General features: G+C 65.0%; 19 protein-coding genes and 1 riboswitch. Of the genes, 9 read left to right on the forward strand and 10 right to left on the reverse strand.

All coding sequences use genetic code 11. The annotated features are described in order from the left end of the window. Positions 1 to 241 precede the first annotated feature (241 nt). The 3 genes from ygiD to V7D81_RS11190 all read left to right on the forward strand — a co-directional run bounded on the left by ygiD (position 242) and on the right by V7D81_RS11190 (position 3593). Positions 242 to 1021 carry a 4,5-DOPA dioxygenase extradiol gene (gene ygiD, locus V7D81_RS11180; protein ID WP_324316598.1) on the forward strand — a complete coding sequence of 260 codons (780 nt, stop codon included), beginning with the start codon at positions 242 to 244 and terminating at the stop codon, positions 1019 to 1021. 12 nt (positions 1022 to 1033) lie between these two features. Then, on the forward strand, positions 1034 to 1894 hold the full coding sequence (locus V7D81_RS11185; protein WP_324316599.1) for an MBL fold metallo-hydrolase: 861 nt from the start codon (positions 1034 to 1036) through the stop codon (positions 1892 to 1894). A gap of 160 nt (positions 1895 to 2054) precedes the next feature. After that, positions 2055 to 3593, forward strand: a complete 1539-nt coding sequence (locus V7D81_RS11190) for an ATP-binding cassette domain-containing protein (protein ID WP_324316600.1) — start codon at positions 2055 to 2057, stop codon at positions 3591 to 3593. A gap of 81 nt (positions 3594 to 3674) precedes the next feature. Here the strand turns inward: V7D81_RS11190 and V7D81_RS11195 are convergent, their stop codons facing one another. Beyond that, positions 3675 to 4574: a PhzF family phenazine biosynthesis isomerase gene (locus V7D81_RS11195; RefSeq protein ID WP_324316601.1), complete on the reverse strand. Its 900-nt coding sequence runs from the start codon at positions 4572 to 4574 to the stop codon at positions 3675 to 3677. A gap of 186 nt (positions 4575 to 4760) precedes the next feature. Beyond that, positions 4761 to 4887, forward strand: a riboswitch (TPP riboswitch). A gap of 85 nt (positions 4888 to 4972) precedes the next feature. Between V7D81_RS11195 and V7D81_RS11200 the strand changes: the two genes are divergently transcribed. The 4 genes from V7D81_RS11200 to V7D81_RS11215 all read left to right on the forward strand — a co-directional run bounded on the left by V7D81_RS11200 (position 4973) and on the right by V7D81_RS11215 (position 8811). Beyond that, positions 4973 to 7087, forward strand: a complete 2115-nt coding sequence (locus V7D81_RS11200) for a TonB-dependent receptor (protein ID WP_324316602.1) — start codon at positions 4973 to 4975, stop codon at positions 7085 to 7087. 80 nt (positions 7088 to 7167) lie between these two features. Further along, complete coding sequence (locus V7D81_RS11205; protein ID WP_324316603.1) at positions 7168 to 7413, forward strand: YkoF family thiamine/hydroxymethylpyrimidine-binding protein; 246 nt, start codon at positions 7168 to 7170, stop codon at positions 7411 to 7413. After that, positions 7410 to 8042: a nicotinamide riboside transporter PnuC gene (gene pnuC, locus V7D81_RS11210; protein WP_324316604.1), complete on the forward strand. Its 633-nt coding sequence runs from the start codon at positions 7410 to 7412 to the stop codon at positions 8040 to 8042. The genes V7D81_RS11205 and pnuC overlap by 4 nt, the downstream gene beginning before the upstream one ends. Next, positions 8029 to 8811 carry a choline/ethanolamine kinase family protein gene (locus V7D81_RS11215; RefSeq protein WP_324316605.1) on the forward strand — a complete coding sequence of 261 codons (783 nt, stop codon included), beginning with the start codon at positions 8029 to 8031 and terminating at the stop codon, positions 8809 to 8811. The genes pnuC and V7D81_RS11215 overlap by 14 nt, the downstream gene beginning before the upstream one ends. 88 nt (positions 8812 to 8899) lie before the next feature. Here the strand turns inward: V7D81_RS11215 and gpmA are convergent, their stop codons facing one another. The 6 genes from gpmA to V7D81_RS11245 form a co-directional block, all read right to left on the reverse strand. Beyond that, positions 8900 to 9655 carry a 2,3-diphosphoglycerate-dependent phosphoglycerate mutase gene (gpmA, locus tag V7D81_RS11220; protein ID WP_324316606.1) on the reverse strand — a complete coding sequence of 252 codons (756 nt, stop codon included), beginning with the start codon at positions 9653 to 9655 and terminating at the stop codon, positions 8900 to 8902. A gap of 229 nt (positions 9656 to 9884) precedes the next feature. Beyond that, positions 9885 to 14729 carry an NAD-glutamate dehydrogenase gene (locus tag V7D81_RS11225; protein WP_324316607.1) on the reverse strand — a complete coding sequence of 1615 codons (4845 nt, stop codon included), beginning with the start codon at positions 14727 to 14729 and terminating at the stop codon, positions 9885 to 9887. A 120-nt stretch (positions 14730 to 14849) separates the two neighbouring features. Further along, positions 14850 to 16043 carry a dihydrolipoamide acetyltransferase family protein gene (locus V7D81_RS11230; RefSeq protein ID WP_324316608.1) on the reverse strand — a complete coding sequence of 398 codons (1194 nt, stop codon included), beginning with the start codon at positions 16041 to 16043 and terminating at the stop codon, positions 14850 to 14852. A gap of 2 nt (positions 16044 to 16045) precedes the next feature. Then, complete coding sequence (locus V7D81_RS11235; RefSeq protein WP_324316609.1) at positions 16046 to 17026, reverse strand: alpha-ketoacid dehydrogenase subunit beta; 981 nt, start codon at positions 17024 to 17026, stop codon at positions 16046 to 16048. Positions 17027 to 17038: 12 nt separating this feature from the next. Further along, positions 17039 to 18124: a pyruvate dehydrogenase (acetyl-transferring) E1 component subunit alpha gene (gene pdhA / locus V7D81_RS11240; protein WP_324316610.1), complete on the reverse strand. Its 1086-nt coding sequence runs from the start codon at positions 18122 to 18124 to the stop codon at positions 17039 to 17041. A gap of 93 nt (positions 18125 to 18217) precedes the next feature. After that, positions 18218 to 18691: a MarR family winged helix-turn-helix transcriptional regulator gene (locus V7D81_RS11245; protein WP_324316611.1), complete on the reverse strand. Its 474-nt coding sequence runs from the start codon at positions 18689 to 18691 to the stop codon at positions 18218 to 18220. Positions 18692 to 18841: 150 nt separating this feature from the next. Between V7D81_RS11245 and hppD the strand changes: the two genes are divergently transcribed. Then, positions 18842 to 19909, forward strand: coding sequence for a 4-hydroxyphenylpyruvate dioxygenase (hppD, locus tag V7D81_RS11250; RefSeq protein ID WP_324316612.1), 1068 nt, complete (start codon positions 18842 to 18844; stop codon positions 19907 to 19909). On the opposite strand, the gene V7D81_RS11255 is transcribed toward hppD, so the two are convergent. The 3 genes from V7D81_RS11255 to V7D81_RS11265 form a co-directional block, all read right to left on the reverse strand. Beyond that, entirely contained in the window at positions 19910 to 20734 is an 825-nt protein-coding gene (locus V7D81_RS11255) for a lipid-binding SYLF domain-containing protein (RefSeq protein WP_324316613.1), read from the reverse strand. 149 nt (positions 20735 to 20883) lie between these two features. Further along, positions 20884 to 23688, reverse strand: a complete 2805-nt coding sequence (locus V7D81_RS11260; RefSeq protein WP_324316614.1) for a serine/threonine-protein kinase — start codon at positions 23686 to 23688, stop codon at positions 20884 to 20886. After that, entirely contained in the window at positions 23685 to 24323 is a 639-nt protein-coding gene (locus tag V7D81_RS11265; protein ID WP_349257647.1) for an ECF-type sigma factor, read from the reverse strand. The genes V7D81_RS11260 and V7D81_RS11265 overlap by 4 nt, the downstream gene beginning before the upstream one ends. A 351-nt stretch (positions 24324 to 24674) precedes the next feature. Between V7D81_RS11265 and V7D81_RS11270 the strand changes: the two genes are divergently transcribed. Beyond that, positions 24675 to 24888 (forward strand): hypothetical protein (locus V7D81_RS11270; protein ID WP_324316616.1); only part of this gene is annotated, 214 nt, incomplete at its 3' end.

The following is a 24888-nucleotide window of genomic DNA, read 5'->3' on the forward strand; positions in this document are numbered from 1 at the left end:
TCCGCGCAGCGGGGGACGGGGGTTTCTGTAGGTCAGGCTTCAGCCTGACTCTGAATAAAGAGGCCGGCTGAAGCCGGCCCCACAGTAAGAAGCCCTCACTCTGGCCCTTCCCTGCTGCGAGGAGGAGAGGATCGGACCAGAGGTGCCCATTCGACGATGCCACTCACGGTGCGGTCGGGGCGAATAACAGCGATTCCCGCCACGCATTTATCGACCGTGCCTGCGCGGCTACAACGACACCATGAACACACCCCGCATGCCGACCGTGTTCATCGGCCACGGCAGCCCGATGAACGCCCTGGAGGCGAACAGACACACAAACGCCTGGCGTGCGCTGGGCGAATCGCTGCCGACGCCACGGGCGATCCTCGCGGTCTCCGCGCACTGGTACATCGACGGCACCGCGGTGACCGCGATGGAGCATCCGCGCACCATCCACGATTTCTACGGCTTCCCGCCCGAACTGTTTGCGCAGAACTATCCCGCGCCCGGCAGTCCGGAGATCGCGCGACGCGTGCAGGACGTGCTACGGCCGCTGCCGGTCGCGGCGGACGGGCAATGGGGCCTGGATCACGGCACCTGGTCGGTGCTCGTGCATGTGTATCCGCAGGCGCAGATTCCCGTGCTGCAGCTGAGCATCGATGCGCGCCAGTCGCCGGAATTCCACTACCGGCTCGGCGAACGCCTGGCGCCGCTGCGCGACGAAGGTGTCCTGATCCTCGGCAGCGGCAACGTCGTTCACAACCTGCGTCGTCTCGACTGGAATGCGAGCGGCAGCGGATATCCCTGGGCCACGCAGTTCAACGACACGCTGCGCGAGGCGCTGGCGCGCGGCGATCATCGGGCCGCGATCGACTACGAGCAGTCCGGCGAGGCGGCGCGTCTGTCGGTGCCGACGCCGGAACACTACCTGCCGCTGCTGTACGTGCTCGGCGCCGGCGGAACCGATGCGCAGGTTTCCTTCCCGACCGATGGCATCGAACTGGGCTCTATCAGTATGCTCAGCGTCCTTTGTTCATGACGGATCCGGGCCATGCCATCACTGGTCTCTGGGCAACTCGACGAGATCGCTCCGGGAGTTCGCCGGCTCGTCGCCAACAACGCGAGCTACATGACGGGCCCCGGCACCAACACCTATCTCGTGGGCCGCGAGCGCTGCGTCGTCATCGATCCGGGCCCGGACGAAGCCGCGCACGTCGAGCGCATCCTCAGGGAAACCCGCAACCAGGTGGCCGCCGTGCTCGTCACCCACACGCATCGCGATCATTCGCCCGCTGCCGTGGTGATTGCGGAAGCCACGGGTGCGGAGCTGCTGGGCCGCGCGCCGCCCGGTGATGGCCGGCAGGACCTGACATTCCAGCCCGACCGCACGCTCGTCGACGGCGACGAGATCGACATCGACGGCCTGCGCCTGCGCGCCCTGCACACGCCGGGACATGCATCGAATCATCTGTGCTACCTGCTGGAAGGCACGGGCCTGCTGTTCACCGGCGATCACCTGATGCAGGGCTCGACCGTCGTCATCGCGCCGCCCGACGGCAGCATGGGCGACTACCTGCGTTCGCTGCGGCGGCTGCAGCAGGAACCGGCCACACGCATCGCACCCGGTCACGGCCTCACGATCGAGGATGCACAGGCGGAGATCGAACGCATCATCGGGCACAGGCAGCAGCGCGAAGCGAAAGTTCTCGAGCGCCTCGCGCAACTGCAGAGCGCCGATCTCGACGCGCTGGTCGTCCGCGTCTACGACGACGTCGACCCGCGCCTGCACGTGCTGGCGAAGTCATCGCTGCTGGCGCATCTGCTGAAGCTCGAAGAGGACGGCGTCGTGAGCGGGGGAGATTCTGGCGGCTGGCGGGTTTCGGAAGTAGGAGTAACCGCAAAGAACGCATAGAACGCAAAGAGAAGCAGGTACACAAAGGAGCACATAAAAAGCACAAAAGCCTTCTTCAGAAAAATCACTTTTGTGTTTCTGTGTGCTCTTTTGTGTACCTGCTTCTTTCCGTTTTGCGTTCTATGCGTTCTTTGCGGTTACTCCTTTCCGGTCTTGTCTCGTGACGAAAACAACCGCCCCCCTGATCGAACTGTCGAACTGTTCCCTGATCCTCGACGATCATCCCGTACTCGACGACGTGAGCTTCGCGCTGCGTCGCGGTGAGCGCTGGGCGTTGCTGGGGCCGAACGGCGCCGGCAAGTCGATGCTGCTGAAGATGCTGCGCGGTGATCTCTGGCCGACGCCGACTGGTCGCGAGCGGCGCATCTATCGGCTCGATGGCGCAGCAAGTCGCGAGCCCGCGGGCAGCAAGGAACTGATCGCGTACGTCGGGCCGGAGCGGCAGGACAAGTACGTCCGATACGGCTGGAATCTGACGGTCACGCAGGTCGTGACGACCGGGCTGTTCGACGAAGACATTCCGCTGTCGCGGCCGACGCGCGCGCAGCGCGAGAAAGTCGATCGCATCCTGCGACGCTTCAGTCTGTGGGGGCTGCGCAATCGTCACATCCTGTCGCTGTCGTATGGACAGCGGCGACTGACGCTGGTCGCGCGCGCGTTTGCATCGCCGGCGCGCGTGTTGCTGCTCGATGAGGTGTTCAACGGGCTTGATGCGCGGGCGAAGGAAAGATTGAAGCGTGCGCTGGAACAGCCGCGCGGCGGGCATGAGTGGGTGATCACGTCGCATCGGCCGCAGGAGTTGCCGAAGAATCTGACGCATGTGGCGCGGATTGCGGCGGGACGGATCGTGAGTGCGGAAGCGGTGGCGAGACGCCCCCACCCTAACCCTCCCCCGCAAGCGGAGGAGGGGACAAGAAAGAGTCGAAGGACTAAACCTCTTCCCCCTCCCCCGCTTGCGGGGAGGAGGCGCGCGGAAGCGCGGCGGAATCCCCCAGCGAGGGGAGAGGGCAGGGAGGGAGTTTCTTCGCCATGGCTCGTCCGCATCACCCACGCCACCATCTACCGCGACTACCGCCCCGTCATCCGCAACCTCGACTGGACGCTGCATCGCGGCGAGAACTGGGCGGTGCTCGGCGCCAACGGCTCCGGCAAATCGACGCTGCTCAGCATGATCTATGGCGACCTGCATCCGGCGCTCGGCGGCAGCATCGAGCGCGACGGCATGTCGCGCGGCACGCGGATAGAAGACTGGAAGCGCCGCGTCAGCTGGGTGTCGCCGGAACTGCAGGCGAACTACTTCGCCGCGAAATCGATCGAGGAGATCGTCATTTCGGGGCGCTATTCGAGCATTGGCCTCAATGAGCCTGCGACGCGTGCGGATCGCACGGCGGCCACCCGCTGGCTGAAATTCTTCGGACTCGAATCGCTGCGTCAGCGCGGCCCGCGGCAGGTGTCCTACGGCCAGCTGCGCCGCGCGCTGTTCGCCCGCGCCATGATCAACGAACCCGAATTGCTGCTGCTGGACGAACCGTGCACCGGGCTCGACGGCGAGATGCGCGAACAGATCCTCGACACGATTCAGCGACTCGCCGAAGCGGGGACGCAGATCGTGATGGCCGTGCACGACGCGGAGGACATCGTGCCGGCGGTGAGCGGGGTGTTGAGGATAGGGAAGGGTGGAAAAGTCAGCTTCGGTTGATGGTTCTTCCTGTGGGGCCGGCTTTAGCCGGCCTTCTGAGGAGTCAGGCTGAAGCCTGACCCACAGGAAGACCAAAGAGCCTTACACCTGCACTTCCGCCTCATACAGGATCACCGCATCGCCGGTGATGCGCACGCTCTGCGCCACCTTGCCCGACGACTCGACTTCCACCCGCACGGAGCCGGGGCGACGCACCCACTGGCCCTGCCTGCCTTCGAATACGACGCGACCTTCCTGCGGTTGCAGCAGCCCGTGGTTGACGAGGTACACGCCGAGCATGCCGTGCGCGTTGCCGCTCACCGGATCTTCAGGAATGCCGAGGGCGGGACAGAACATGCGCGACTCCGTGCCGTCGCCCCGCTCGTTGAGTGCAAACACGAAGTAGCCTTCCGCGCCGACGTGCGGCGTGAGACGCGTGAGTTCTTCGAAATCGGGTTTGAGCGAATTCAGCAGGTCCGGCGAGCGCAGGCCGATGAGCAGTCGCGACGTGCCCTTCGTCATGATCTGCAGCGGACAGTCGTTGTGCAGGCTGGGGCTGGAAATGCCGAGGGCATCGAGCACCTGGCGGCGGTGATGGTCGGGAATGGTCGGACCGAGCGAAGGCGGATTCTGGGTAATGGCGACGCGCAGGTCGTTGTCGACTTCCGTGACTTCGACTTCGACGATGCCGGCGCCGGTCCGCTGCCGCAGTTTGCCGGTGGGTTTGCCGTCGACTTTGGCGCGAACGTACTGGGCCGCAATCGTGACGTGGCCGACGAACGATGCCGGATGCCGCGGCGTGAAGTAGCGCACCTGCATGTCGTGATCGCCGCTTTCCGCTTCGAGCACGAAGCCGGTTTCGCAGTTCACTTCGGTGGCGATGGTCTGCATTTCCTGTTCGGACAGATGATCGCCGTCCAGCACCACGATGGCGGGATTGCCGCAGAAACGCTGACGCGTAAACGCGTCGACATGAAACAGCCGGCAGCGGCGGTTCGCCATATGAAATGCAGCCTCGTGCGAGTGGAAATCCCCGCTGTTCTTATGGCGGAAGGGGGGCAAAAGAGCAAGCGGCGGAGCGGCGACTGGCTGCTGGCTACTGGCGACTGGCCAGAACGAGAAGACGCCTCTGTGATCTGGCCAGTCGCCAGCAGCCAGTCGCCAGCGGCCAGCGATCACGCTACAATCGCCGCCGCCTTGGGGTGGCCCTGACTTGGGCCTGAGATGCCGGACCGCGAAGTTCTTCGCTCATCGGCGGACCCGTTGAACCTGATCCGGTTAATACCGGCGTAGGGAGCAGGTCTCGCGATGTGTGTCGAACACATCGCGCAAGCGTGTCAGCGCTTTTCCGTCCGCTGCTTCTGCGTCGTTCGCCGGATCGTCTTTGCGAGGATCTGAGCATGCGTGCGTCTGTGTTGTGTCTGCTGGGGTCGGCGATTCTCGCCGACATGGTTTCCGCTGCCGAACAGGATGTGCTGGAAGAGGTGATCGTGACCTCGACCCTGCGCCGGCAGTCGCTGATCGAAGCGCCGGTCAGCGTTACGGTGCTGGATGCGGTGACGCTGCGCGATGCGGGGCAGCAGCATTTCGAAGACGTGCTCGCCAGCGTGCCGAATCTGCACTGGGCCGGCGGTACGTCGCGCCCGCGCTACTTCCAGCTGCGCGGCATCGGCGAGCGCGAGCAGTACGAGGGTGCGCCGAATCCGTCCGTGGGTTTTCTCATCGACGACATCGACTTCAGCGGCATCGGCATGGCCGCGACGCTGTTCGATGTCGATCGCGTCGAAGTGCTGCGCGGCCCGCAGGGCATGCGTTATGGCGCGAATGCGCTGGCCGGACTCATCGTCATGCGCAGCGCCGATCCGCGCGATGAATTCGATTTCTCTACCGCAGCTTCGGTCGGCGACTACGGCACGTCCTCCATCGGCGCGGTGGCCACCGGGCCGGTCGAATCGCTGGATTCCTCCTGGCGCGTCGGCGTGCAGCGCTATCGCAGCGACGGATTCCGCGACGATACTTATCTGAATCGCGACGACACCAACGATCGCGATGAGCTCACGGCGCGCGCCAAGTGGCGCTGGCGGCCGTCGGAGTCGACGACCGTCGACCTCGCCTGGCTGCATGCCGATCTCGACAATGGCTATGACGCCTGGTCGATCGACAACTCGCGCACCTCGCTGGCGGATCGTCCCGGCAAGGATGCGCAGAAGGCCGACGGCGGTTCGCTGCGGATCGAAACCGCGGCCGGTTCGCTCGGCTCGCTCACCGTGATCGCGGCATTGTCGGATTCGAAAGGCGAATACAGCTTCGATGGCGACTGGGGCAACGCCGACGCCTGGGCGCCGTACACGTACGACTATTTCTATGAAGCGAACAGCGAGCGGCGCGCGCGCAGTCTCGAAGTACGGCTGGCCTCGCCCGATTCGAAGCAAGGGCTGGCCTGGCTGGTCGGCGCCTACACGCTCGACACCGAAGAGCGCATCGACGAAGTGAGCGTTGGCGAATACATCGATCCGTTCTACCCGGAATACTCCGGCTCGGCGGACGACAGCCTGCGCACCCACTACGACGCCACCAACATCGCCCTCTTCGGTCAGCTCGATGGCGCATTGAACGAGCGCTGGGGCTGGTCGCTCGGCCTGCGCGGCGAACAGCGCGATGCGAAATATCGCGACAACGGCATCCAGGACGGTGAGCCGCGCGTCACCGACACGAGCGAGAAGGATGAAATGTGGGGCGGGCAGGCGACGCTGCACTTCGACGCCAGCGACAACGCGCGCCTGTTCGCCACCGTCTCCCGTGGCTACAAGGCTGGCGGCTTCAATCTCGGCCGCGCGGCCGCACTCAAGGAACGCTTCGAGCCCGAGTATCTGTGGAGTTTCGATGTCGGCGCCAAGGGCGAATGGTTTGAACGTCGCCTGTACGCGGACATCACCGCGTTCTACATGCGCCGCGAGGACATGCAGGTATCGACGGGCATCCAGCTCGATCCGATCGGCGATCCGAACAGCTATCTCTTCATCACCGACAATGCCTCGGGCGGTCGCAACCTCGGCGTCGAGATGAGCGCGCGCTGGCGCGCGACATCACAGCTCGAATTCGGCGGCTCGCTGGGCCTGCTGCACACGCGCTACTCCGGCTATCGCCCCGAGGGCATCGATCTCAGCGATCGCGACCAGGCGCATGCGCCGGAGTACTCGCTGTCGCTGAATGCCACCTGGCGTTCGCCGCTCGGCTGGATGGCGCGCGCGGACTTCTCGGCCATCGACGATTTCTATTTCGACGTCCCGCCCAACGACCAGCGCGCCGCCGCCTATTCGCTCGTGAACCTGAAGGCCGGCTACGAGGCCGAGCGCTGGAGCGTGCATCTGTGGGCACGCAACGTGTTCGACGAGGACTACGCGGTCCGCGGCTTCTACTTCGGCAACGAGCCGCCGGACTTCGGGGACAAGCGTTACATCCAGCTCGGAGAGCCGCGGCAGGTGGGCGTGAACGTCCTGTGGTCGCTGCGTTGAGCAGCACCGCGTTCTGGCCAGTAGCCAGTAGCCAGTAGCCAGTAGCCCAACTCCCACCCGCGCCGGAGGCGCTTCTTCTCATGCGTACCGCCATCGACATCAGCCTCTATCCGCTCGACGCCGACTACATCCCGCCCATCAAGGCGTTCATCGAGCGTCTCAACACCTATCCGGAACTGCAGGTGACGACCAATGCGCTCAGTACCCAGATCGCCGGCGAACATGCGCGCGTGTTCGAGATCCTGGCGAAGGAGACGGCGATCACCTTCGCCGAAGCCGGTCGCAAGGTGTTCGTCATGAAAGTGATCGGCGGAGAAGCGCCTTGAAGGCATTGCTCGAACAGTTTGCGGCCATGAGTCCGTGGGAGGCCATCGCGGTCGCGCTCGGACTCGCGTACCTGCTGCTGGCGGTGAAGCGCAATCTGCTGTGCTGGCTGTGTGCCTTCATCGGCACGGCGATTTCGCTGGTGCTGTTCGCGCGCGTCAATCTGTACATGCAGGCGACGCTGCAGGTGTTCTACCTCGTGATGGCCGTGGTGGGGTTCATCGAGTGGCGCAGGGGACGAACCCAAGCCGGTGAGGTGCGCATCCGCGTCTGGACGCCGCAGCAGCATGTGATGGCGGCAGCGGCGGTCGCTGCGGCCACGGTGGTGAACGGCTGGCTGCTGGCGAAGTACACCGACGCCGCGCTGCCCTATGTCGATTCCTTCGTCACCTGGGGCAGCGTCATCACCACCTGGATGGTGGCGCGGCGTGTGATCGAGAACTGGCTGTACTGGATCGTGGTGGACGGCGTCGCGATCTGGCTGTGCTACGCGCAGGGCTTGCTGGGATTCGCGCTGCTTTCCGCCGTCTATGTCGGCATCGTAGTGCGCGGCTACTTCGTCTGGCGCCGCGATCTGGCGGCGCAACGCGCGGCCGACGGAGAGGGTGCGATGGCGCATGTCGCAACCTGACCTTCGCGACGCACTGTCAGGGATCGACCTCGGACGCATCGACAGCGTCGAGCGCATCAAGCATGGACTCACCAACGACAGCTGGCTGGTAAGCAGCGAGGCGGGGGTCTTCGTTGTCCGTCGCAGCAACGCCTCAGAAGAATCGCTGCAGATCAACCGGCGCAGCGAGGCGCGAATACTGGAAGCCGTCGCGCGGGCTGGCATCGGCCCCGAAGTCATCTGCTGCGATCCGGACCGACATCTGCTGGTCACGCGCTATGCGGGTGCCACCTGGACTGACGCGCAGGCAACAGACTCCGCAAACATCGACCGCGTCGCGCTGCTGCTGCGTCGGCTGCACGGCTTGTTGCCGCCGCGCGGGATCCAGTCTGTCGATCTCGCGAATGTCATTCGCGGCTATGCGCAGACGCTCGAACGTCACGGACGACCGACCGACGCTTCATTGCGTCAGCGGGCCGGACAGATCACCGCCTTTCTGGCTGCGGAACCCGAGCCGCGCCTGTGTCACAACGATATTCATGCCCTGAACATCGTCGACGACGGCGCGCTGCGATTGATCGATTGGGAATATGCCGGCGTCGGCGAGCGCCTGTTCGATCTCGCCGCGATCTGTGTCTATCACCGCTATTCGAAGGCCCAGCGCGAACATCTGCTGGGTGGCTACCTGGTCGAACCCAGTCCTCAAGCCTGGCACCGGCTGGAGCTGTGTTGCTGGCTGTTCGACTACATCCGCGAGTTGTGGATGGCGGTCAGGGAGACCGAAGACTGAGGAGGATTGGCCGCAAAAAGGCGCAAAGGACTCAAAGTTCAAGATAGAGATGTCTTCATCTCCTTGCGTTCTTTGCGCCTTTTTGCGGCTATTTCTTCTTCCCTTCCGTCTGCCGGGCAACGGCCTCAGCCGCCGCCTTGATCGCCTCGGGATCGCCGAGGAAACGGCGCGAGATCGGCTTGAGGTGGTCGTCGAGCTCGTAGTGGATCGGCACGCCGGTGGGGATGTTGAACTCGACGATGTCTTCGTTCGACATGCCATCGAGCATCTTCACCAGCGCACGCAGGCTGTTGCCGTGCGCGACGATCAGCACGTTGCGGCCCGCTTTCAGTTCCGGCGCGATGCGGCTGGTCCAGTAGGGCAGCACGCGATCGAGCGTGGTCTTCAGCGATTCGGTGGCCGGGAGTTCTTCCGGTTTGAGCGCGGCATAGCGACGTTCGAAGCGCGGATGACGCTGGTCGTCGAGCGACAGCGGCGGCGGCGGAATGTCGTAGCTGCGGCGCCAGATCTTCACCTGATCGGCGCCGTGCTTCTCGACGGTCTGCGCCTTGTCGAGACCCTGCAGCGCACCGTAGTGGCGCTCGTTCAGGCGCCAGCTGCGCTCGACGGGCAGCCACATCAGGTCCATTTCATCGAGCACGATCCACAGGGTGCGGATCGCGCGCTTCAGCACGGACGTGAAGACCAGATCGAACTCGAAGCCTTCCGCCTTCAACAGCCGGCCGGCTTCGCGTGCCTCGTTGCGGCCCTGCTCCGTCAGGTCGACGTCGACCCAGCCGGTGAACAGGTTTTCGAGATTCCAGATGCTTTGTCCGTGACGGACGAGGATGAGTTTGCCGGGCATGTTCGGGAGTGTCGCAGGTCAGGGGGAGGGCTTTATAGCAGACGCACGGGCGAAGACTGAAGCGGAGGCGGAGGGCCGCAAAGACCGGCTTCTTTGTGTAGGTCAGGCTTTGGCCTGACTGTTTTCAGGCCGGCTGAAGCCGGCCCCACAGGCAGAGCAAATCCTCAAGTCAGTACCATTGAGTCCTGGGCCGAATCCGATCTTCTATGCGGTCTTTTGCGGCCGTCCTTCACTCCGCCATCGCCCGCACCGCCTGCAGCGCTACCGACAGCGTCGCGAAGTCCATCTGCGGCAGCGAACGCATGTCGTTGATGGTCTGGCGGACGTGCGCGATCGGGCCGGCCTTCTTCGCCAGCCAGGCATCGACCGTCGCCGGCGAAGCGGTTCGCGACTTGCCGAGCACCTGCAGGCACAGCTTGCGCTGCAGGTCGTAGATGTTGTCGCGCAGGGTCGAGCGCGCCACCGCCTGCCAGTGGCCTTCGACGCCGAGCGATTCGATCTGTTCTCGTATCCAGTCGAGCGACAGGGCCGTGCCGAGATGGAAATACACGGCGGCGGCGGCTTCGATGGCGACGCCGGTGTGTTCCGAGATGTCGACGAGATCGGGGCCGGAGCGCAGTGCCGCGAGGCTCGCCATGCGCTTGCTCAGTGTCTCCGGAACCTTCGCGGCCCGATACGCCTCGTGCCGGGTCTGGAAGCCCTGCAGGTCCGATCCGGACAGCACGCGCGGCAACGCCGCATCCAGCCGGGTCAGTCCCGTGCGCAGACGACCGACCTGCTGTTCGATCTGCAACGCGCCGGCGTGACGATGGATCAGCCAGTAGGTGCAGAAGCGCAGCAGTCGCGTGGTCTCGAACATCATCTCGTACTGGGTGCGCGCGTCGACCTTCGCATCGAGCGATTCGACCGCACTCCAGGTCGAGCGCATGCCGAAGGCCTCGCGCGCGATCGCGTAGGCGCGGACCACGGTCGCCGCGCTCGCACCGGTATCTTCCTGCGTACGACGCGCGAACGACGCACCCATGCGGTTGACCATGCTGTTGGTGGTGGCCGTGGCGATGATCTCGCGGCGCAGGCGATGCTGGCGGAAGTAGCGGCCGAGCCGCTGCTGCATTTTCGCGGGGAAGTAGCGCTCCAGTTCCAGGCCGAGATAGGGATCTTCGGGGACGTCGGAATCGACCAGCAGCGTGTACAGCGCCATCTTCGCGTACGCCAGCAGGATGGCGAGTTCCGGTCGCGTCAGGCCGCGACCGGCCTTGCGTCGTTCTTCGATTTCTTCGCCGGTCGGCAGGAATTCGAGCGAGCGATCCAGCAGGCCGGCGAGTTCCAGCGAACGGATCGTGTGTACGTGTTCGAGCAGATCCTTCACCGCGCGGGCTTCGAGCATCGACAGGGCCTGGCTCTGCAGATAGTTGTCGCGCAGCACCAGTTCGGCGACTTCTTCGGTCATCGAGGCCAGCAGCTTGTTGCGCTTTGCCAGCGTGAGGCCGGCGCGCTTCGGCAGCGAGTTGAGCAGGATCTTGATGTTGACTTCATGGTCCGAGCAATCGACGCCGGCCGAGTTGTCGACGAAGTCCGTGTTCAGCCGGCCGCCGTTCAGTGCGTATTCGATGCGGCCGCGCTGCGATACGCCGAGGTTGCCGCCTTCGCCGAGAACTTTGCAGCGCAGGTCGCGACCATTGACGCGTACCGCATCGTTGGCGCGGTCGCCGACGTCCAGGTTGGTTTCCTCCGTGGCTTTCACATAGGTGCCGATGCCGCCGTTCCAGAGCAGATCCACCGGCATGCACAGGATCGCGCGGATGAGCTCCTGCGGCGTGAACGTATCGCGATCGAGGCCGAGTAGCGCCTGAGCCTGCGCGGAAATGCGGATCGACTTGGCGCTGCGCGGATGGATGCCGCCGCCGGCGGACAGCAGCTTGCGGTCGTAGTCTTCCCAGGTCGAACGCGGCAGTTCGAACAGGCGCTTGCGTTCGAGGAAGGATTTCGCCGCATCCGGGCTCGGGTCGAGGAAGATGTGCTGGTGATTGAACGCGGCCACCAGACGGATGTGTCGCGACAGCAGCATGCCGTTGCCGAACACGTCGCCAGCCATGTCGCCGATGCCGGCGACCGTGAAGTCCTGCGTCTGCGTGTCGACGCCGAGTTCGCGGAAGTGGCGCTTGACGCATTCCCACGCGCCGCGCGCGGTGATGCCCATCTTCTTGTGGTCGTAGCCGGCGGAACCGCCGGAGGCGAAGGCATCGCCCAGCCAGAAGCCGTATTCGGCAGAGATGCGGTTGGCGATGTCGGAGAACGTCGCCGTGCCCTTGTCGGCGGCGACGACGAGGTAGGTGTCGTCAGCGTCGCGACGCACCACCTGCGGCGGCGGCACGACCTTGCCGTCGACGATGTTGTCGGTGACATCGAGCAGGGCGCGAATGAACGTGCGATAGCACTCGACGCCTTCGCGCTGCGTATCCTCGCGGCTCGCGTTCTGCGGCAGCCGTTTGGGAACGAAGCCGCCCTTGGCGCCGACCGGCACGATCAGCGTGTTCTTGACGTTCTGTGCCTTCATCAGGCCCAGCACTTCGGTGCGGAAATCCTCGCGCCGGTCGGACCAGCGGATGCCGCCGCGCGCCACCGCGCCCATGCGCAGGTGCACGCCCTCGACACGCGGCGAATACACGAAGATCTCGAACGCCGGCCGCGGCTGCGGCAGGTCGGCGATGTTGCGCGAATCCAGTTTCAGCGACAGGTAGCTCTTGTCGATGCTGCCGTCAGGATGCGGATGCGCCGCGTCGGTCTGGTAGTAGTTGGTGCGCAGGGTCGCCGACATGGCGCTCGCGAAGCGCCGCAGGATGCGGTCTTCGTCGAGGCTCGTGACCTTGTCGAGCTGCCTGCCCAGCTGCTTCTGCAGGCGCGCGAGATCAGCCTTGCGGTGCTGGGACGAATGCCTGGGATCGAACTGGGTCTCGAAGATCGCCGACAGCGTGGCGGTGATCCCCGCGTTCGAGACCAGCACCTGTTCCATGTATGACTGACTGAACGCGGTGCCTGCCTGCAGCAGGAACCGGCAGTACGCACGCAGCACCATCGCCTGTCGCCAGGTGAGTCCTGCAGCGACGATGAGCCGGTTGAAGCCGTCGTTCTCGGCGCGGTCGCTCCAGGTGGCGATGAACGCCTGCGTGAAGCGCGCTTCGAGCTGCGCCGGGTCGGTCTTGCCGCCGTCGCGTCGCTGCATCTCGAAGTCCTGCAGCCAGATTTCGCGGCTCGGTCCGGTCGCGTGTGGCGGTGCGATGCTGTACGGACGCTCGCTCAGCACGGTGAAGCCGAGGTTTTCCAGAATCGGCAATGCCCGCGACAGCGGGATCGGCGATGCGGTGCGCAGCAATCGCAGATGAACGGCGTTGGCCTCGCCGCGCACGAGTCGCATGACGATGCGGTCGGGATGGCGCAGCACTTCATCGATCTGCGCGACGTCGGCCACGGCGGTTTCTGCGGGTACGTCTTCCGCATAGGCGGCCGGGAAGGCACCGGCTAGCCGATCGGCGAGCGCATAGCCTTCGACTTCACCATGCGTCTGTGCCAGTGCTTCGCGCAGCCGGTCGTCCCAGGTGCGTACGGTCTCGGCGATCTGCTGTTCGAGCGCATCGACATCGATGCGCGGGCCGCCGTCGGCCGGCAGGCGCACGATCATGTGAACCCGCGCCAGTGCCGATTCGGAGAGCTGCACCTGCGACTCGATGGCGGTGGCCTTGAGGCGTTCGCGCACCAGCGCTTCGATGCGGTTGCGTACCTGCGTGTTGTAGCGGTCGCGCGGCACGAAAATCATGCCTGAGTAGAAGCGGTCGAACGTGTCGCGACGCATGAACACGCGCACGCGGTGACGTTCGTAGAGATTCACGATGCCGCGCACGATGCGGATCAGGTCGGCGACGCTGGCCTGGAACAGCTCGTCGCGCGGATAGGTTTCGAGCACGTGCATGACGGCCTTGCCGTCGTGGCTCGCCGGATCGAGGCCGAAGAGGTCGACGACGCGTTCGATCTTGTGACGCAGCAGCGGAATCTCGCGCGGGCTGCGGCTGTAGACGCCGGAGGTGAACAGGCCGAGGAAGCGGCGTTCGCCCGTGACCCGTCCCGCCTTGTCGAACGTCTTGATGCCGACGTAGTCGAGGTACGTTGCGCGATGCACCGTCGAGACGGAGTTGGCCTTGGTGATGATCAGCAGGTCGGCCTCGCGCGCATGATCGCGAGCCTCGCCAGTGAGTCGCGTCGGCTCCAGGTGCTGGCCGCGTCGCTGACGCAGAATGCCGAGGCCCGATTCGGCAACCGGTACGAGCAGATCTTCCGCGCGGCCGCGCTGCAGCCGGTATTCGCGATAGCCGAGGAAGGTGAAGTGATTCGCTTCCATCCATTCCAGCAGCGCCGCGACCTCGCGTGCCTCGTTCGCCGGTGCCGCCGTCGAACGGGCGGCGATGTCCTGCGCAATCGCAATGGCGCGCTGTTTCATGGCCGGCCAGTCCTCGACGGCGAAGCGCACGTCGTCGATCACGCGCAGGATCTTCTGTTCGAGCTGCTGCAGCCGTTGCGGATCGCCGATGTGTTCGATCTCGATGTGCTGCCAGGATTCCGCCCGGAACTTGCCGGCGGCGGCACTGCCGTCGTCGACTTCGCGCAGCCGACCCGTTGCATCGCGGCTGACGCGGATGATCGGATGCACCATCAGCTGGATGGTGAGCCCCGCCTGGCTCAGCACCATGCCGATCGAGTCGACCAGGAACGGCATGTCTTCGACCACGACTTCCACGATGGTGTGGGTCGTCGTCCAGCCATCGCGGGCCGGATCGCAGTTGAAGACGCGGACCGCCGCCCGGCCGCGTTTGCGCGTGGCGGCGAAGCGCATCTGTCCGAGCGCGAGGGCTGCGAGGTCGGCACGCGGATACGCCGCCATGTCCTCTTCGGCGACGCCGCGGTAGTACTGGCGGATGAAGCTGGCCGCTTCTACGCCATCGCTGCGCTTCCGTGCGCGACGTGCGGCCGCGGCGATCTGTTCGATGAGCTTCTTGCGAGCTGCAGGAATGGTGCCGTGCATGGATGGGTACGTCTTGGGTGATGGGACGTGTGTAGGTGAGGATGGACCCGATCGCAATTCGTAGTCACCCTCGCATCCGTGCACTGGAGCTTCGGCAGATCGCCTGAAGCCGATTCGCCGTCATGTCTGCTGGGCAAGATCCGCGATGACCGCGCCGAGAAACCGGCAGGCTTCGCCGCCGGTAATGCAGCGATGATCGAAAGTCAGGGACAGCGGCAGGCGCGTATGGATCTCGGGAGCGGTCCTGCCCGCCACGACATCGCGTTGCAGGCGGCCGGAGCCGAGGATCGCGACGGTCGGCGGCACCACCAGCGGCGTGGCGTAGCGGCCCGCGAGCGTGCCGAAGTTGGACAGCGTGAAGGTGTAGTCGCGCATCTGCTCCGGCGTCACCGTGCGATTGCGGGTGCGTTCCTTCAGTTCGTTGAGCGCGCTGCGCAGCTGCTCGGGCGATTGCGAGCCGACGTCACGCAGCACCGGCACGATCAGGCCTTCGCCGGTATCGACGGCGATGGCGAGATGCACCTGATCCATGATCCGTCGCGCAGGTCCGGTCGGATCGAACAGGGCGTTGAGTCCCGGTTCGGCGCGCACGCCGGCAACGATGGCGCGGATCACGCGGGCCGTGATGTCGGCGCGGCCATGCCATGCCTCGATGTCGGCGTCGTCGAAGATCGTGCACATCGCCACCTGATCGCGCGACAGCGACATGCTGGCCGACATGGCCTTGCGCGGTCCGCGCAGACGATCCGCATCGGTGAGCCCGGCGACTGCAGGCGAGCCGCCAGCAGTGCCGCCGACGTTGGCGCGCGCCAGCACGTCGTCGACGCTGACGAGTCCATGACGTCCGGTGGCGCGACAGGTGTTCAGGTCGACGTTCAGACGCTTTGCGAGCATGCGCACGGCGGGCGCGGCCCGAACGCGTCGGCCCGTCGAACGCTGCGCGCGACGGATGATGGCGTTGTCGACGAATTCCTTGTCGCTGGCGGCCATGTGGCCGACGACCATGCCTTCGGCGGCGGAACCGCCGCCGGGCGACTGGCTGCTGGCGACGGGTTGCTGGCCGGAATCGGAAGTTGCGAGTTCGAAATCCACCAGCGGCCTGCCGGTCTGCACGGTATCGCCGGGTTCAGCGTGCAGGCGCACGACCTTGCCTGCATAGGGGCTCGGCACTTCGACGACGGCCTTCGCGGTTTCGACGGAGAGCAGCGGCTGATCGACCAGCAGCGTGTCGCCCTCGCGAACATGCCACGACACGATCTCGGCTTCCGGCAGCCCTTCGCCGAGATCCGGCAGATTGAATGTGGTTGCCCGCATTGTCATTGAGACTCCAGCGTCGCCTTCACGGCATCGACGATGCGCGGAATGCTCGGAATGAATTCGTTCTCGAGACGATACAGCGGCATCACGGTGTCGTAGCCGGTGACGCGCTTGATCGGTGCCACCAGATCGAACAGGCCTTCTTCTGCCACGATGGCGGCGATCTCGGCGCCGATGGCGCAGTTGCGCGCGGCTTCGTGCACGATGACGAGCCGGCCGGTGCGCGCCACGGATTCGAGAATCGTGGCCGAATCGATCGGGCTGATCGTTGCAAGATCGATCACTTCGGCGCCGATGCCCTGCGCCGCGAGCTGCTCGGCTGCCTGCAGCACTTCGACCGTCATCGCACCCCAGGTCACGATCGTCACATCCTCGCCTTCGCGCAGCACGTAGCAGGTATCGAGCGGCAAGGCCTCGCCGTCGTCGGCGATGTCCTGTTTGACGTAGCGATAGATGCGCGTGGGTTCGAGGAACAGCACCGGATCGGGATCGCGGATCGACGCCAGCAGCAGGCCGTAGGCGCGCGCGGGCGAAGAAGGACAGACGACGCGGATGCCCGGCACGTGCGCGATCATGGATTCGACTGCTTCGGAATGATGTTCCGGCGCATGGATGCCGCCGCCGTGCGGCATGCGCATGACGACGGGGCAGCTCAGGCGGCCGCGGGTGCGATGCCGCATGCGGCTCATGTGATTCACGATCTGGTCGATGGCCGGATACAGAAAACCCATGAACTGGATTTCGGCAACCGGCTTCATGCCCTGCGCCGCCATGCCGACGCACATGCCGGCGATCATGTTTTCCGCGAGCGGCGTGTCCTGCACGCGCTCGGCGCCGAAACGTTCCTGCAGCCCGGCAGTGGCGCGAAACACGCCGCCGCTGCGGCCGACGTCCTCGCCGAGCACGACCACGCTCGGGTCATGTTCCAGCTCCCACGCCTGTGCCATCGCGATGGCTTCGATCATCGTTATCTTGGGCATGTGCGGATCGCGCTAGTGCGAGGGACGGCCGGTGCCGGCGTAACGGCGGGCCATGGCTTTCTGCGCTTCCAGGTAAGGCGGCGGATTGGCGTACAGGAAATCGAACATCGCATCGGTCGCCTGCTTCGGCGTCGCGAGGTATTCCTGCACCGCGGCTTCCACTTCGCGCGCGAACTCGGTCTTGAAGGCCTGCTCTCTTGCTTCGTCGAGCGCGCCGCGGGCGATGAGCAGCTTGCGCAGCCGTGCCATCGGTTCGATCTCCCAGGCGGCGGCGACTTCGGCTTCCGATCGATAGCGACTCGCGTCGTCGGCCGTCGTGTGATCGCTGAGACGGTAGCTCATGGCTTCGATCACTGTCGGGCCGCCGCCGCTGCGCGCCTTCGCCAGCGCCTGTTCGACGCCGGCGCGCACCGCGATGACATCGTTGCCGTCGACCTGGATGCCGGGAATGCCGGCGGCGATCGCCTTCTGCGCCAGCGTCTGCGCCGCCGTCTGTTCTTCGATGGGTACGGAGATCGCCCACTTGTTGTTCACGACCATGAAGACGACGGGCAGTTGTTTCGCGCCGGCCAGATTGATCGCTTCGTAGAACGAACCCTCCGAAGTGCCGCCGTCGCCGATGTAGGCGAGAGCACAGCGCGGTTCCTTGCGGATCTTGAATGCCATTGCGGCGCCGGCGGCGTGCAGCGTCTGCGTGGCAATGGGAACGCACCAGGCGAAGTCGTGCGCGGCGCCGCCGAAGTCGTTGCCGCGTTCGTCGCCGCCCCAGTACAGCAGCACGTCCGTCATGCGTACGCCGCGCCAGAACAGCGTGCCGATTTCACGGTAGACGATCGCGAGGCAATCCTCCGGCCGCATCGCGGCGCCGACGCCGACATGCGTCGCTTCCTGGCCGAGGCAGGGCGCATAGGTGCCGAGCTTGCCCGTGCGCTGCAGATTGATCGCCTTGGTATCGAACGTCCGGGCGCGCAGCATCGCGGCGTACATTTTCAACAGTTCGTCGCTGTCGGCGGCGAACGCCGGCAGTTCGCCAGTCGTGTTGCCCTGTGCATCGAGGTGCTGAAGGTATTGAACGCGGAACTCGGCAACCGTTCTCACCCGGTCGTCTCCCAGACATCCGTTGCGACGCCGAAGTATAGCCAAGTCGGCTGCGGTTTGATTCGTCGTGACGCGGTCGGCGCGTGCATCGAGTCAGCTCATCTGCTCGGCGCGCGTCAGCAACTGTGCGATGAGTCGGTCGAGCGTCTGTCGATCCGACGCACTGAGCGTCGCAAGCAGCTTCTTCTCGTATTCCAGCGCCAGCGGCGCGACGCGCGTGTATACAGATCGACCGCTGGCGGACAGGCGCAGCACCGAACGACGCCGGTCGCCGCGATCGTAGGTGCGCGCGAGACGTCGCGCTTTCAGCAGGCTCTGCACGGCGCGGCTCACCGCGACCTTGTCCATGGCCGTGCGTTCGGCGACCTCGACCGCCGACAGGTCGGGATAACGGGCCAGCACGGCGAGTACGCGCCACTCGGGGATGGAAAGGTCGAATTCCCGCGCATAGGCGCGGGCGATGTTCATGCTCACGACGTTGGACAGCACCGACAGCCGGAAGGGAATGAAGTGCTCCAGATGCAGTCTGTCGACCGGCTCTCTGCCGGTGCTTTTCTTCTTGTTCACGTCCCGCTGTGCCCCGTGGATGGCGAATGGTTGCAATTGTAACTACTTGCTGCAATATGACCCGTGTACCGCACCTGCAATCTTCGCAGTGCGTCATCGCGGTATGCAATGACGCTGCATTGCGACGGATCACCCGCCAGGTTCATCGTCATGAGCACGCCACAGAACTCCGCGCTTTTCGACAATCCCATGGGCACCGACGGTTTCGAGTTCGTCGAGTACACCGCGCCCGACCCCGAACTGCTGCGCACGCTGTTCGAGCGGCTGGGATTTCCGGCGACGGCGCGTCATCGCAGCAAGGACGTCACGCTGCACCGGCAGGGCGACATCAACTTCATCATCAATGCGCAAGCCGGCAGCTTCGGTCAGCGCTTCGCGCAGGCGCACGGTCCTTCGGCCTGCGCGATGGCGTTTCGGGTCAAGGATGCATCGTTCGCGTTTCGGCGCTGTGTCGAGCTGGGTGCGAAACCGGTCGAGACGCGCGTGGGTCCGATGGAACTGCAGATTCCCGCGATCGAAGGCATCGGCGGCAGTCTCATCTATCTGGTCGATCGCTACGGCGAACGCACGATCTACGACGTGGATTTCGTGCCGGTTGCCGCGGCCGCGGCGACGCCCTCGGCCGGGCTCTCGTACATCGATCACCTCACGCACAATGTGGCGCGCGGCAACATGAACAAGTGGGCCGGCTTCTACGAGCGCCTTTTCAACTTCCGCGAGATCCGCTACTTCGACATCGAAGGCAAGAAGACCGGCCTGTTCAGTCGTGCGATGACCAGTCCGTGCGGCAAGATCCGCATTCCCATCAACGAATCGCAGGACGACAAGTCGCAGATCGAGGAATACCTGCGCGAGTACCAGGGCGAGGGCATCCAGCACATCGCGCTCGGTACCAGTGACATCTTCCGGACCGTCGATGTGCTGCGTGGTCAGGGCGTGCAGTTCCAGGACACGCCCGACACGTATTACGAGGGCGTCGAGGCGCGCGTTCCCGGCCACGGCGAAAAACTCGAGGAACTGAGCCGGCGTCGCATCCTGATCGACGGCAACCCGGCGCGGCAGGAAGGCATCCTGCTGCAGATCTTCACTCAGAATGTGATCGGACCGATTTTCTTCGAGATCATCCAGCGCAAGGGCAATGAAGGCTTCGGCGAAGGCAACTTCAAGGCGCTGTTCGAATCGATCGAGCTGGATCAGATGAGGCGCGGAGTGATCTGATCACTGCGGCGGTTCCGCGCCCGGGCTGCTGTCTTCCATCGGATACGTCGTGAGCGCCCCTTCCTGCGCAGGCTGGTGCTGCGTCGTGGCGGGCGCCTGGCTGGTGCCGGCGGGCGCCTGCGTGCTTGCGACCGGCGAGCCCGCGGAACGCTCGATGGCGGCAACGAAATTCTGTGCAGCGGCGGGAGCTGCGGGCGCATCGCTGCGGATGATGTCGCTCGCGAGAATCCCTGATCGTCCGTAGAAGGCCTCGTTGGAGCGGCTGTCGATGGTCATGGCCGAGCCGTCGAGTGCGACGCCGGCAAACAGGCCGCTGGACCGCGAATACGAATAGACCTGCGCGGTGAGTCCGATGTCGGTGGCGGCCGAACTCTGGCGTCCGACCGGGCCGGCCGCGACCGCGGCATCCGCACCCAGCGTGATCTTGCCGCCGACGATGCCTTCGATGCTCTTGCGCGAGGTGAATACCAGCACGACGTCGGTCGACTGCACGCCCACCTGGAAACCGAAACTGCCGCCGGTGAGATTGACGAAGACGGGGTTGCTCCAGGCGCCGTTGTCGCGACGCACGACCAGCACGCCCTTGCCGCGGCGGCCGCCGATGCCAAGCCCGACCTTGATGACGTCCGGCACGACCGCGACGGCATAGGCCCGCTGCATCAGCCAGGTGGGAATGTTCTGCTCGGGCATCTTCAGCAGTTCTTCCATCACCTGCGTGGAGGTCAGCAGCCGCGCGTCCTGGCGCTCGTCCGCGACCGACGCGGTGCTGGCGAACAGTGCCGCGGCCAGGATCATCCATCGGGCAAAGAACGTGTGCGCGCGCATTGCTTGTCGATACCTCGAAACAGAAAACCGTTGAACGCAAACGTGGACCGCACGACGGCGGTTCCAACGCAGTTGCCTGACTGCGTAAGACTCTAGCAGATCGGGATTCGTTCAGCGGCGGCGCCGGAAAATGCGCCGCGAGGGATTGTTTAGTTGAGACTCGGGTTGGGTTTCGGGCCGGCGGGCTGCGCGCCGTGCAGTTCCAGCGTCAGGGCTTCCATCTTCTGCGACTGGCCGTTCGCTTCATAGAAGCGGGCGAGACGGTCGTGCGCCTTCTGGCGAGTGGCGGTATCCACGCCGCTGTCCGCCGTCAGTTCCCGGTAGCCCATGACGAGATATTTTTCGGCTTCGCGCGTCTGTCCTTCCCGATACAGCGCCTCGCCCAGCGCGCTCGCAGAGCGCGCCGCACGCCAGGCGGGAGCATCGGAACGTTTCCATCGATTCATGGAGGCCGTGAGCGTCGCTTCCGCATCCGACAGCCGGTTGGTCGACAGCAGGATTTCGCCGAGCACGTATTCGGCCGCCGCGACGTATTGATGATCGGTGGGCAGCGTGCGCGCGTACAGATCGAGCGCCTCGCGTACCGGCACCTCCGCTTCACTGAAGCGGCCCTGTCGCATCAGGATCTGCGCCAGCGAAGTCTGCAGGTAGCCATTCGTGTAGTAGTTCTCGCCGCGGGCCTCGATGTTCGTTTCGATGGCTTCGCGAGTGAGTTTTTCCGCTTCCTTCATCTTGTTCTCGGCAAGCCGGACCTGGGCGAGCGAACCGAGCGAGTCGGCGACCTGGCTGCTGTAGTTGCCATAGAGGACGCGCTGTGCGCTCAGCGCGCTTTCGTACAGCGGACCCGCTTCGCTCGCCTGGTCCTTGAGCAGCAGCACGTCGGCGAGACGGATGTTCGCCATCACGCGGTCCGGATGCCGTTCGTCCGCCGTCTGGCGATAGATGGCGAGACTTTCGCGGGCGGCGTTCTCTGCTCCATCCAGATCGTCGCGCCACGCCAGCACGGTGGCCATCTCCAGCTGGATGGCCGCGGTGTCCACACTGGTTTCGCCGGCCACCCGGCGCGTGATGCCAAGAGCGTCGGAGAAGTATTTCTGCGCCTGATCGACGTGGCTGTTCATCAGTTCGAGGCGCCCGAGATCGACCAGCAGGCGCGCGTGCATGAGCGAGTCGCCCTCGCTCTCCGTGGAGATCCGCAGCGCCGTCCGGAATGCGGCGTCGGAATCGTCGAACTTGCCGGCGTTGCGCAGCGCGATGGCCAGTTCAGTGAAGACCTGACCCGTCTGTACGTTTTCCGGCATGCCTGCCTGGCGGCGTACGCGCAGCGACTCTTCGAGCAGCGCGATGGCGCGCTCGGGCTGGCTCTGTCGCCGGTAGGCGCGGCCGATGGCCTCGAGCAGTCGGGCGCGCACTTCGGGCTGCTCGTTCAATTCGCCCTGAATCGCGCCCGCCGCACGCTGCAGCAGATCGTTGGCAGTGACCTGCTTGCCGTTGTTCTCGAACGGATCGGCTGCCGTGAAGACGCCGAGCATGAAGTTGGACACACGTTCCGCGCGTTCGCTTTCCTGGGTCGCGCGGTCGCGTTCCTCGGCGATGTGCTGGCGCTGGACCGACATCACGATACCGAACGTCACCAGGAACGTGACGAACACGCCGGCCGCGCTCACCGCCACCGCGTTGCGGCGGGCGAAGCGCTGCGAGTAGTAGAGCCAGTTGCCCTGCCGCGCCTGCACGGGTTCGCGATTGAGATAGCGGCGGATGTCTTCGGCGAACTGTTCGACCGTGCGATAGCGCGCCTGCGGTTCCTTGCGCAGCGCGCGCATGACGATGGCATCGAGATCGCCGAGCAGGCGCTGCTTCAGGCGTTCCGGCGTGAGGTGCCGGGCCGCGGCGATGTCGGCGATGGAAGGGGCGTCCACGACGTCGCTTGCTTCGATGACGCGCTGAACGGCCGCGCTCGGGCGCAGCGGATCGGTCAGGCAGATGAGCCGTTCGAGATCGAGTTGCGAGGCCTGCGGCGGCACGACGTACGGCCGCAGTCCGGTGAGCAGTTCGTACAGCACGATGCCGAGCGCATAGACGTCGCTGGCGGTGGTGACGGTACGGCCGAGGATCTGTTCGGGGCTCGCGTATTCCGGCGTCAGCACGCGATCGTTGATGCGCGTCATGGCCGCGGGCACGTCCGCCTTGTTTTCCTCCAGCATCTTGGCGATGCCGAAGTCCAGCAGCTTCGGTTCCCCGGCCTGCGTGACCAGGATGTTCGCGGGCTTCAGGTCGCGGTGGACGACGAGGTTCTGGTGCGCGTACTGCACCGCCGAGCAGATTTCGACGAACAGTTCCAGGCGCCGGCGCAGATCGAGCCGCACTTCCGGGTCATCGCAGAACCGGTCGACGGGCTGGCCATGGATGTATTCCATGACCATGTACGGACGGCCGTCGTCGATCTCGCCGGCGTCGAGCAGGCGCGCAATGCTCGGATGATTGAGATTGGCGAGGATCTGGCGTTCGGACTTGACCCGCTGTCCGATGCCATAGGGCAGGGCGCCGGCCTCGATGATCTTGACGGCCACCTGGGCGGAATACTGCCGGTCCGCGCGTTCGGCCTGGTAGACCGTTCCGGTGCCGCCGTAGCCGATCACTTTCGTGAGGCGGTAGTTGGCGATGATGCGGCCGATCAGCGCGCGTCGGCGGTCGCGGGTGGTCAGTTCGATGGCCGTGCCGAGGGCGCCGGTCAACGGAGAGCGGCCGCTGCCCGGATCGTGGGCGAGGAGGTCGATGACTTCCTCGTACAGTTCCCGGTCGTCGCCGGCTTCGCGCTGCACGAACGCCTGCTGATCTGCGACGGGCAGATCCTTGGCCACATCGAAAATGTCCTGCAGGCGCACCCAGCGTGCGCTGATGGTGCTGCCGGCCGGCCTCGATGTCGGGGGAATCATCCCTGATTCGGAACTCATAGACCTTCCAGGCCGCGCGGACGCGAGGGACGGATCTGCCGCAGGATCCACGCCTTGGCCAGGCGCAGGTCGCGGTCGATGGTGGCTTCGGAGACCTTCAGCGTCTCGGCCAGTTCCTGGTAGGTCAGGCCGCCGAAGTAGTGCAGTTCGACGATTTCGGCCAGCCGCTGGTTGTGGATGGCGAGCCGCTGCAGCGCTTCATCGATTTCCAGGACGTCGATTTCCCCGGACGTCATCGGCCACCCGGCCAGATCGCTGCCGATCAGTTCGTCTACCGGGCCGGTAGCGGTCGACAGGCCGCCGCGCTTGGTCCGGACCCGCGCCTTGGCATGGTCGACCAGGATGCGTCGCATCTGGCGGGCGGCGACATTGAAGAAGTGAGCGCGGTCCTGCCAGGGGACGCTCATTTCAACCAGCTTCACGAAGGCTTCGTGAACGACCGCGGTGGCCTGGAGCGTATGGCCGGGGCGCTCGTTCCTCATGTAGCGGCGCGCCCGCTCACGCAGCTCTTCATAAATGAGCGGAGTGAGCCGTTCCAGCGCGCGCACGTCCCCCGACTGCCACGCCGACAGGAGTCGGGTGACCGCCTGCTGCCGGTCGGCCGCGGGAATCGCCGCTGCGATCGTGTTGCTCAGAAAGGACGCTCCGCTCGATACCAATCCGGGAATACCCGGATATTCAACTGATTCTAGATGGAGTGGCCGCCGAAAGGGCAATGCGCCATTTTGTCACGGACCCCGTTCCCGAACCGTGTGCCGGCGCCCGTAATCCGACTACGACAGTCCCCGAGGTTGACTTGATTTGACGCTTAGGGGATTTCCCGCGCCACCGCGTCGGAAGTCTCCTGATTGTTGACGAATCTACCCTGACGGACGGTTGCGGCGTGACGGCTTTCACGTTTGGCCGTCGCTTAACCGGGTGAACCGTCACAGAACGCGGACGGCCTGGTTACATATTCCATCGTCTCCCCGGGAGGGTTTTACATCATGCGTAACGTCATTCGTGCATCGCTCGTCGCTGCGGCCCTGGTTGCTACCGCTACCGTCTGCGCAGGCAGCGTACTCAACTCATCGACTCCGCAACTGGCCGATGGCGTAGTCAACGTGAAGCGTCCGCAGATGCAGCTGGCTGATGGCGTGGTCAATGTGAAGCGTCCGCAGATGCAGCTGGCTGATGGCGTGGTCAATGTGAAGCGTCCGC

Origin of the sequence: Povalibacter sp. (genome assembly GCF_036735925.1) — a bacterium.
Lineage (GTDB): Bacteria > Pseudomonadota > Gammaproteobacteria > Steroidobacterales > Steroidobacteraceae > Steroidobacter.

Coding starts and splice junctions, on each gene's coding strand:
- V7D81_RS11205 (WP_324316603.1), top strand. CDS start 7,168: ATGCGTACCGCCATCGACATCAGCCTCTATCCGCTCGACGCCGACTAC.
- V7D81_RS11225 (WP_324316607.1), bottom strand. CDS start 14,729: ATGCACGGCACCATTCCTGCAGCTCGCAAGAAGCTCATCGAACAGATC.
- V7D81_RS11215 (WP_324316605.1), top strand. CDS start 8,029: ATGTCGCAACCTGACCTTCGCGACGCACTGTCAGGGATCGACCTCGGA.
- hppD (WP_324316612.1), top strand. CDS start 18,842: ATGAGCACGCCACAGAACTCCGCGCTTTTCGACAATCCCATGGGCACC.
- gpmA (WP_324316606.1), bottom strand. CDS start 9,655: ATGCCCGGCAAACTCATCCTCGTCCGTCACGGACAAAGCATCTGGAAT.
- V7D81_RS11235 (WP_324316609.1), bottom strand. CDS start 17,026: ATGCCCAAGATAACGATGATCGAAGCCATCGCGATGGCACAGGCGTGG.
- V7D81_RS11230 (WP_324316608.1), bottom strand. CDS start 16,043: ATGCGGGCAACCACATTCAATCTGCCGGATCTCGGCGAAGGGCTGCCG.
- V7D81_RS11255 (WP_324316613.1), bottom strand. CDS start 20,734: ATGCGCGCGCACACGTTCTTTGCCCGATGGATGATCCTGGCCGCGGCA.
- V7D81_RS11185 (WP_324316599.1), top strand. CDS start 1,034: ATGCCATCACTGGTCTCTGGGCAACTCGACGAGATCGCTCCGGGAGTT.
- V7D81_RS11200 (WP_324316602.1), top strand. CDS start 4,973: ATGCGTGCGTCTGTGTTGTGTCTGCTGGGGTCGGCGATTCTCGCCGAC.
- ygiD (WP_324316598.1), top strand. CDS start 242: ATGAACACACCCCGCATGCCGACCGTGTTCATCGGCCACGGCAGCCCG.
- V7D81_RS11195 (WP_324316601.1), bottom strand. CDS start 4,574: ATGGCGAACCGCCGCTGCCGGCTGTTTCATGTCGACGCGTTTACGCGT.
- V7D81_RS11260 (WP_324316614.1), bottom strand. CDS start 23,688: ATGAGTTCCGAATCAGGGATGATTCCCCCGACATCGAGGCCGGCCGGC.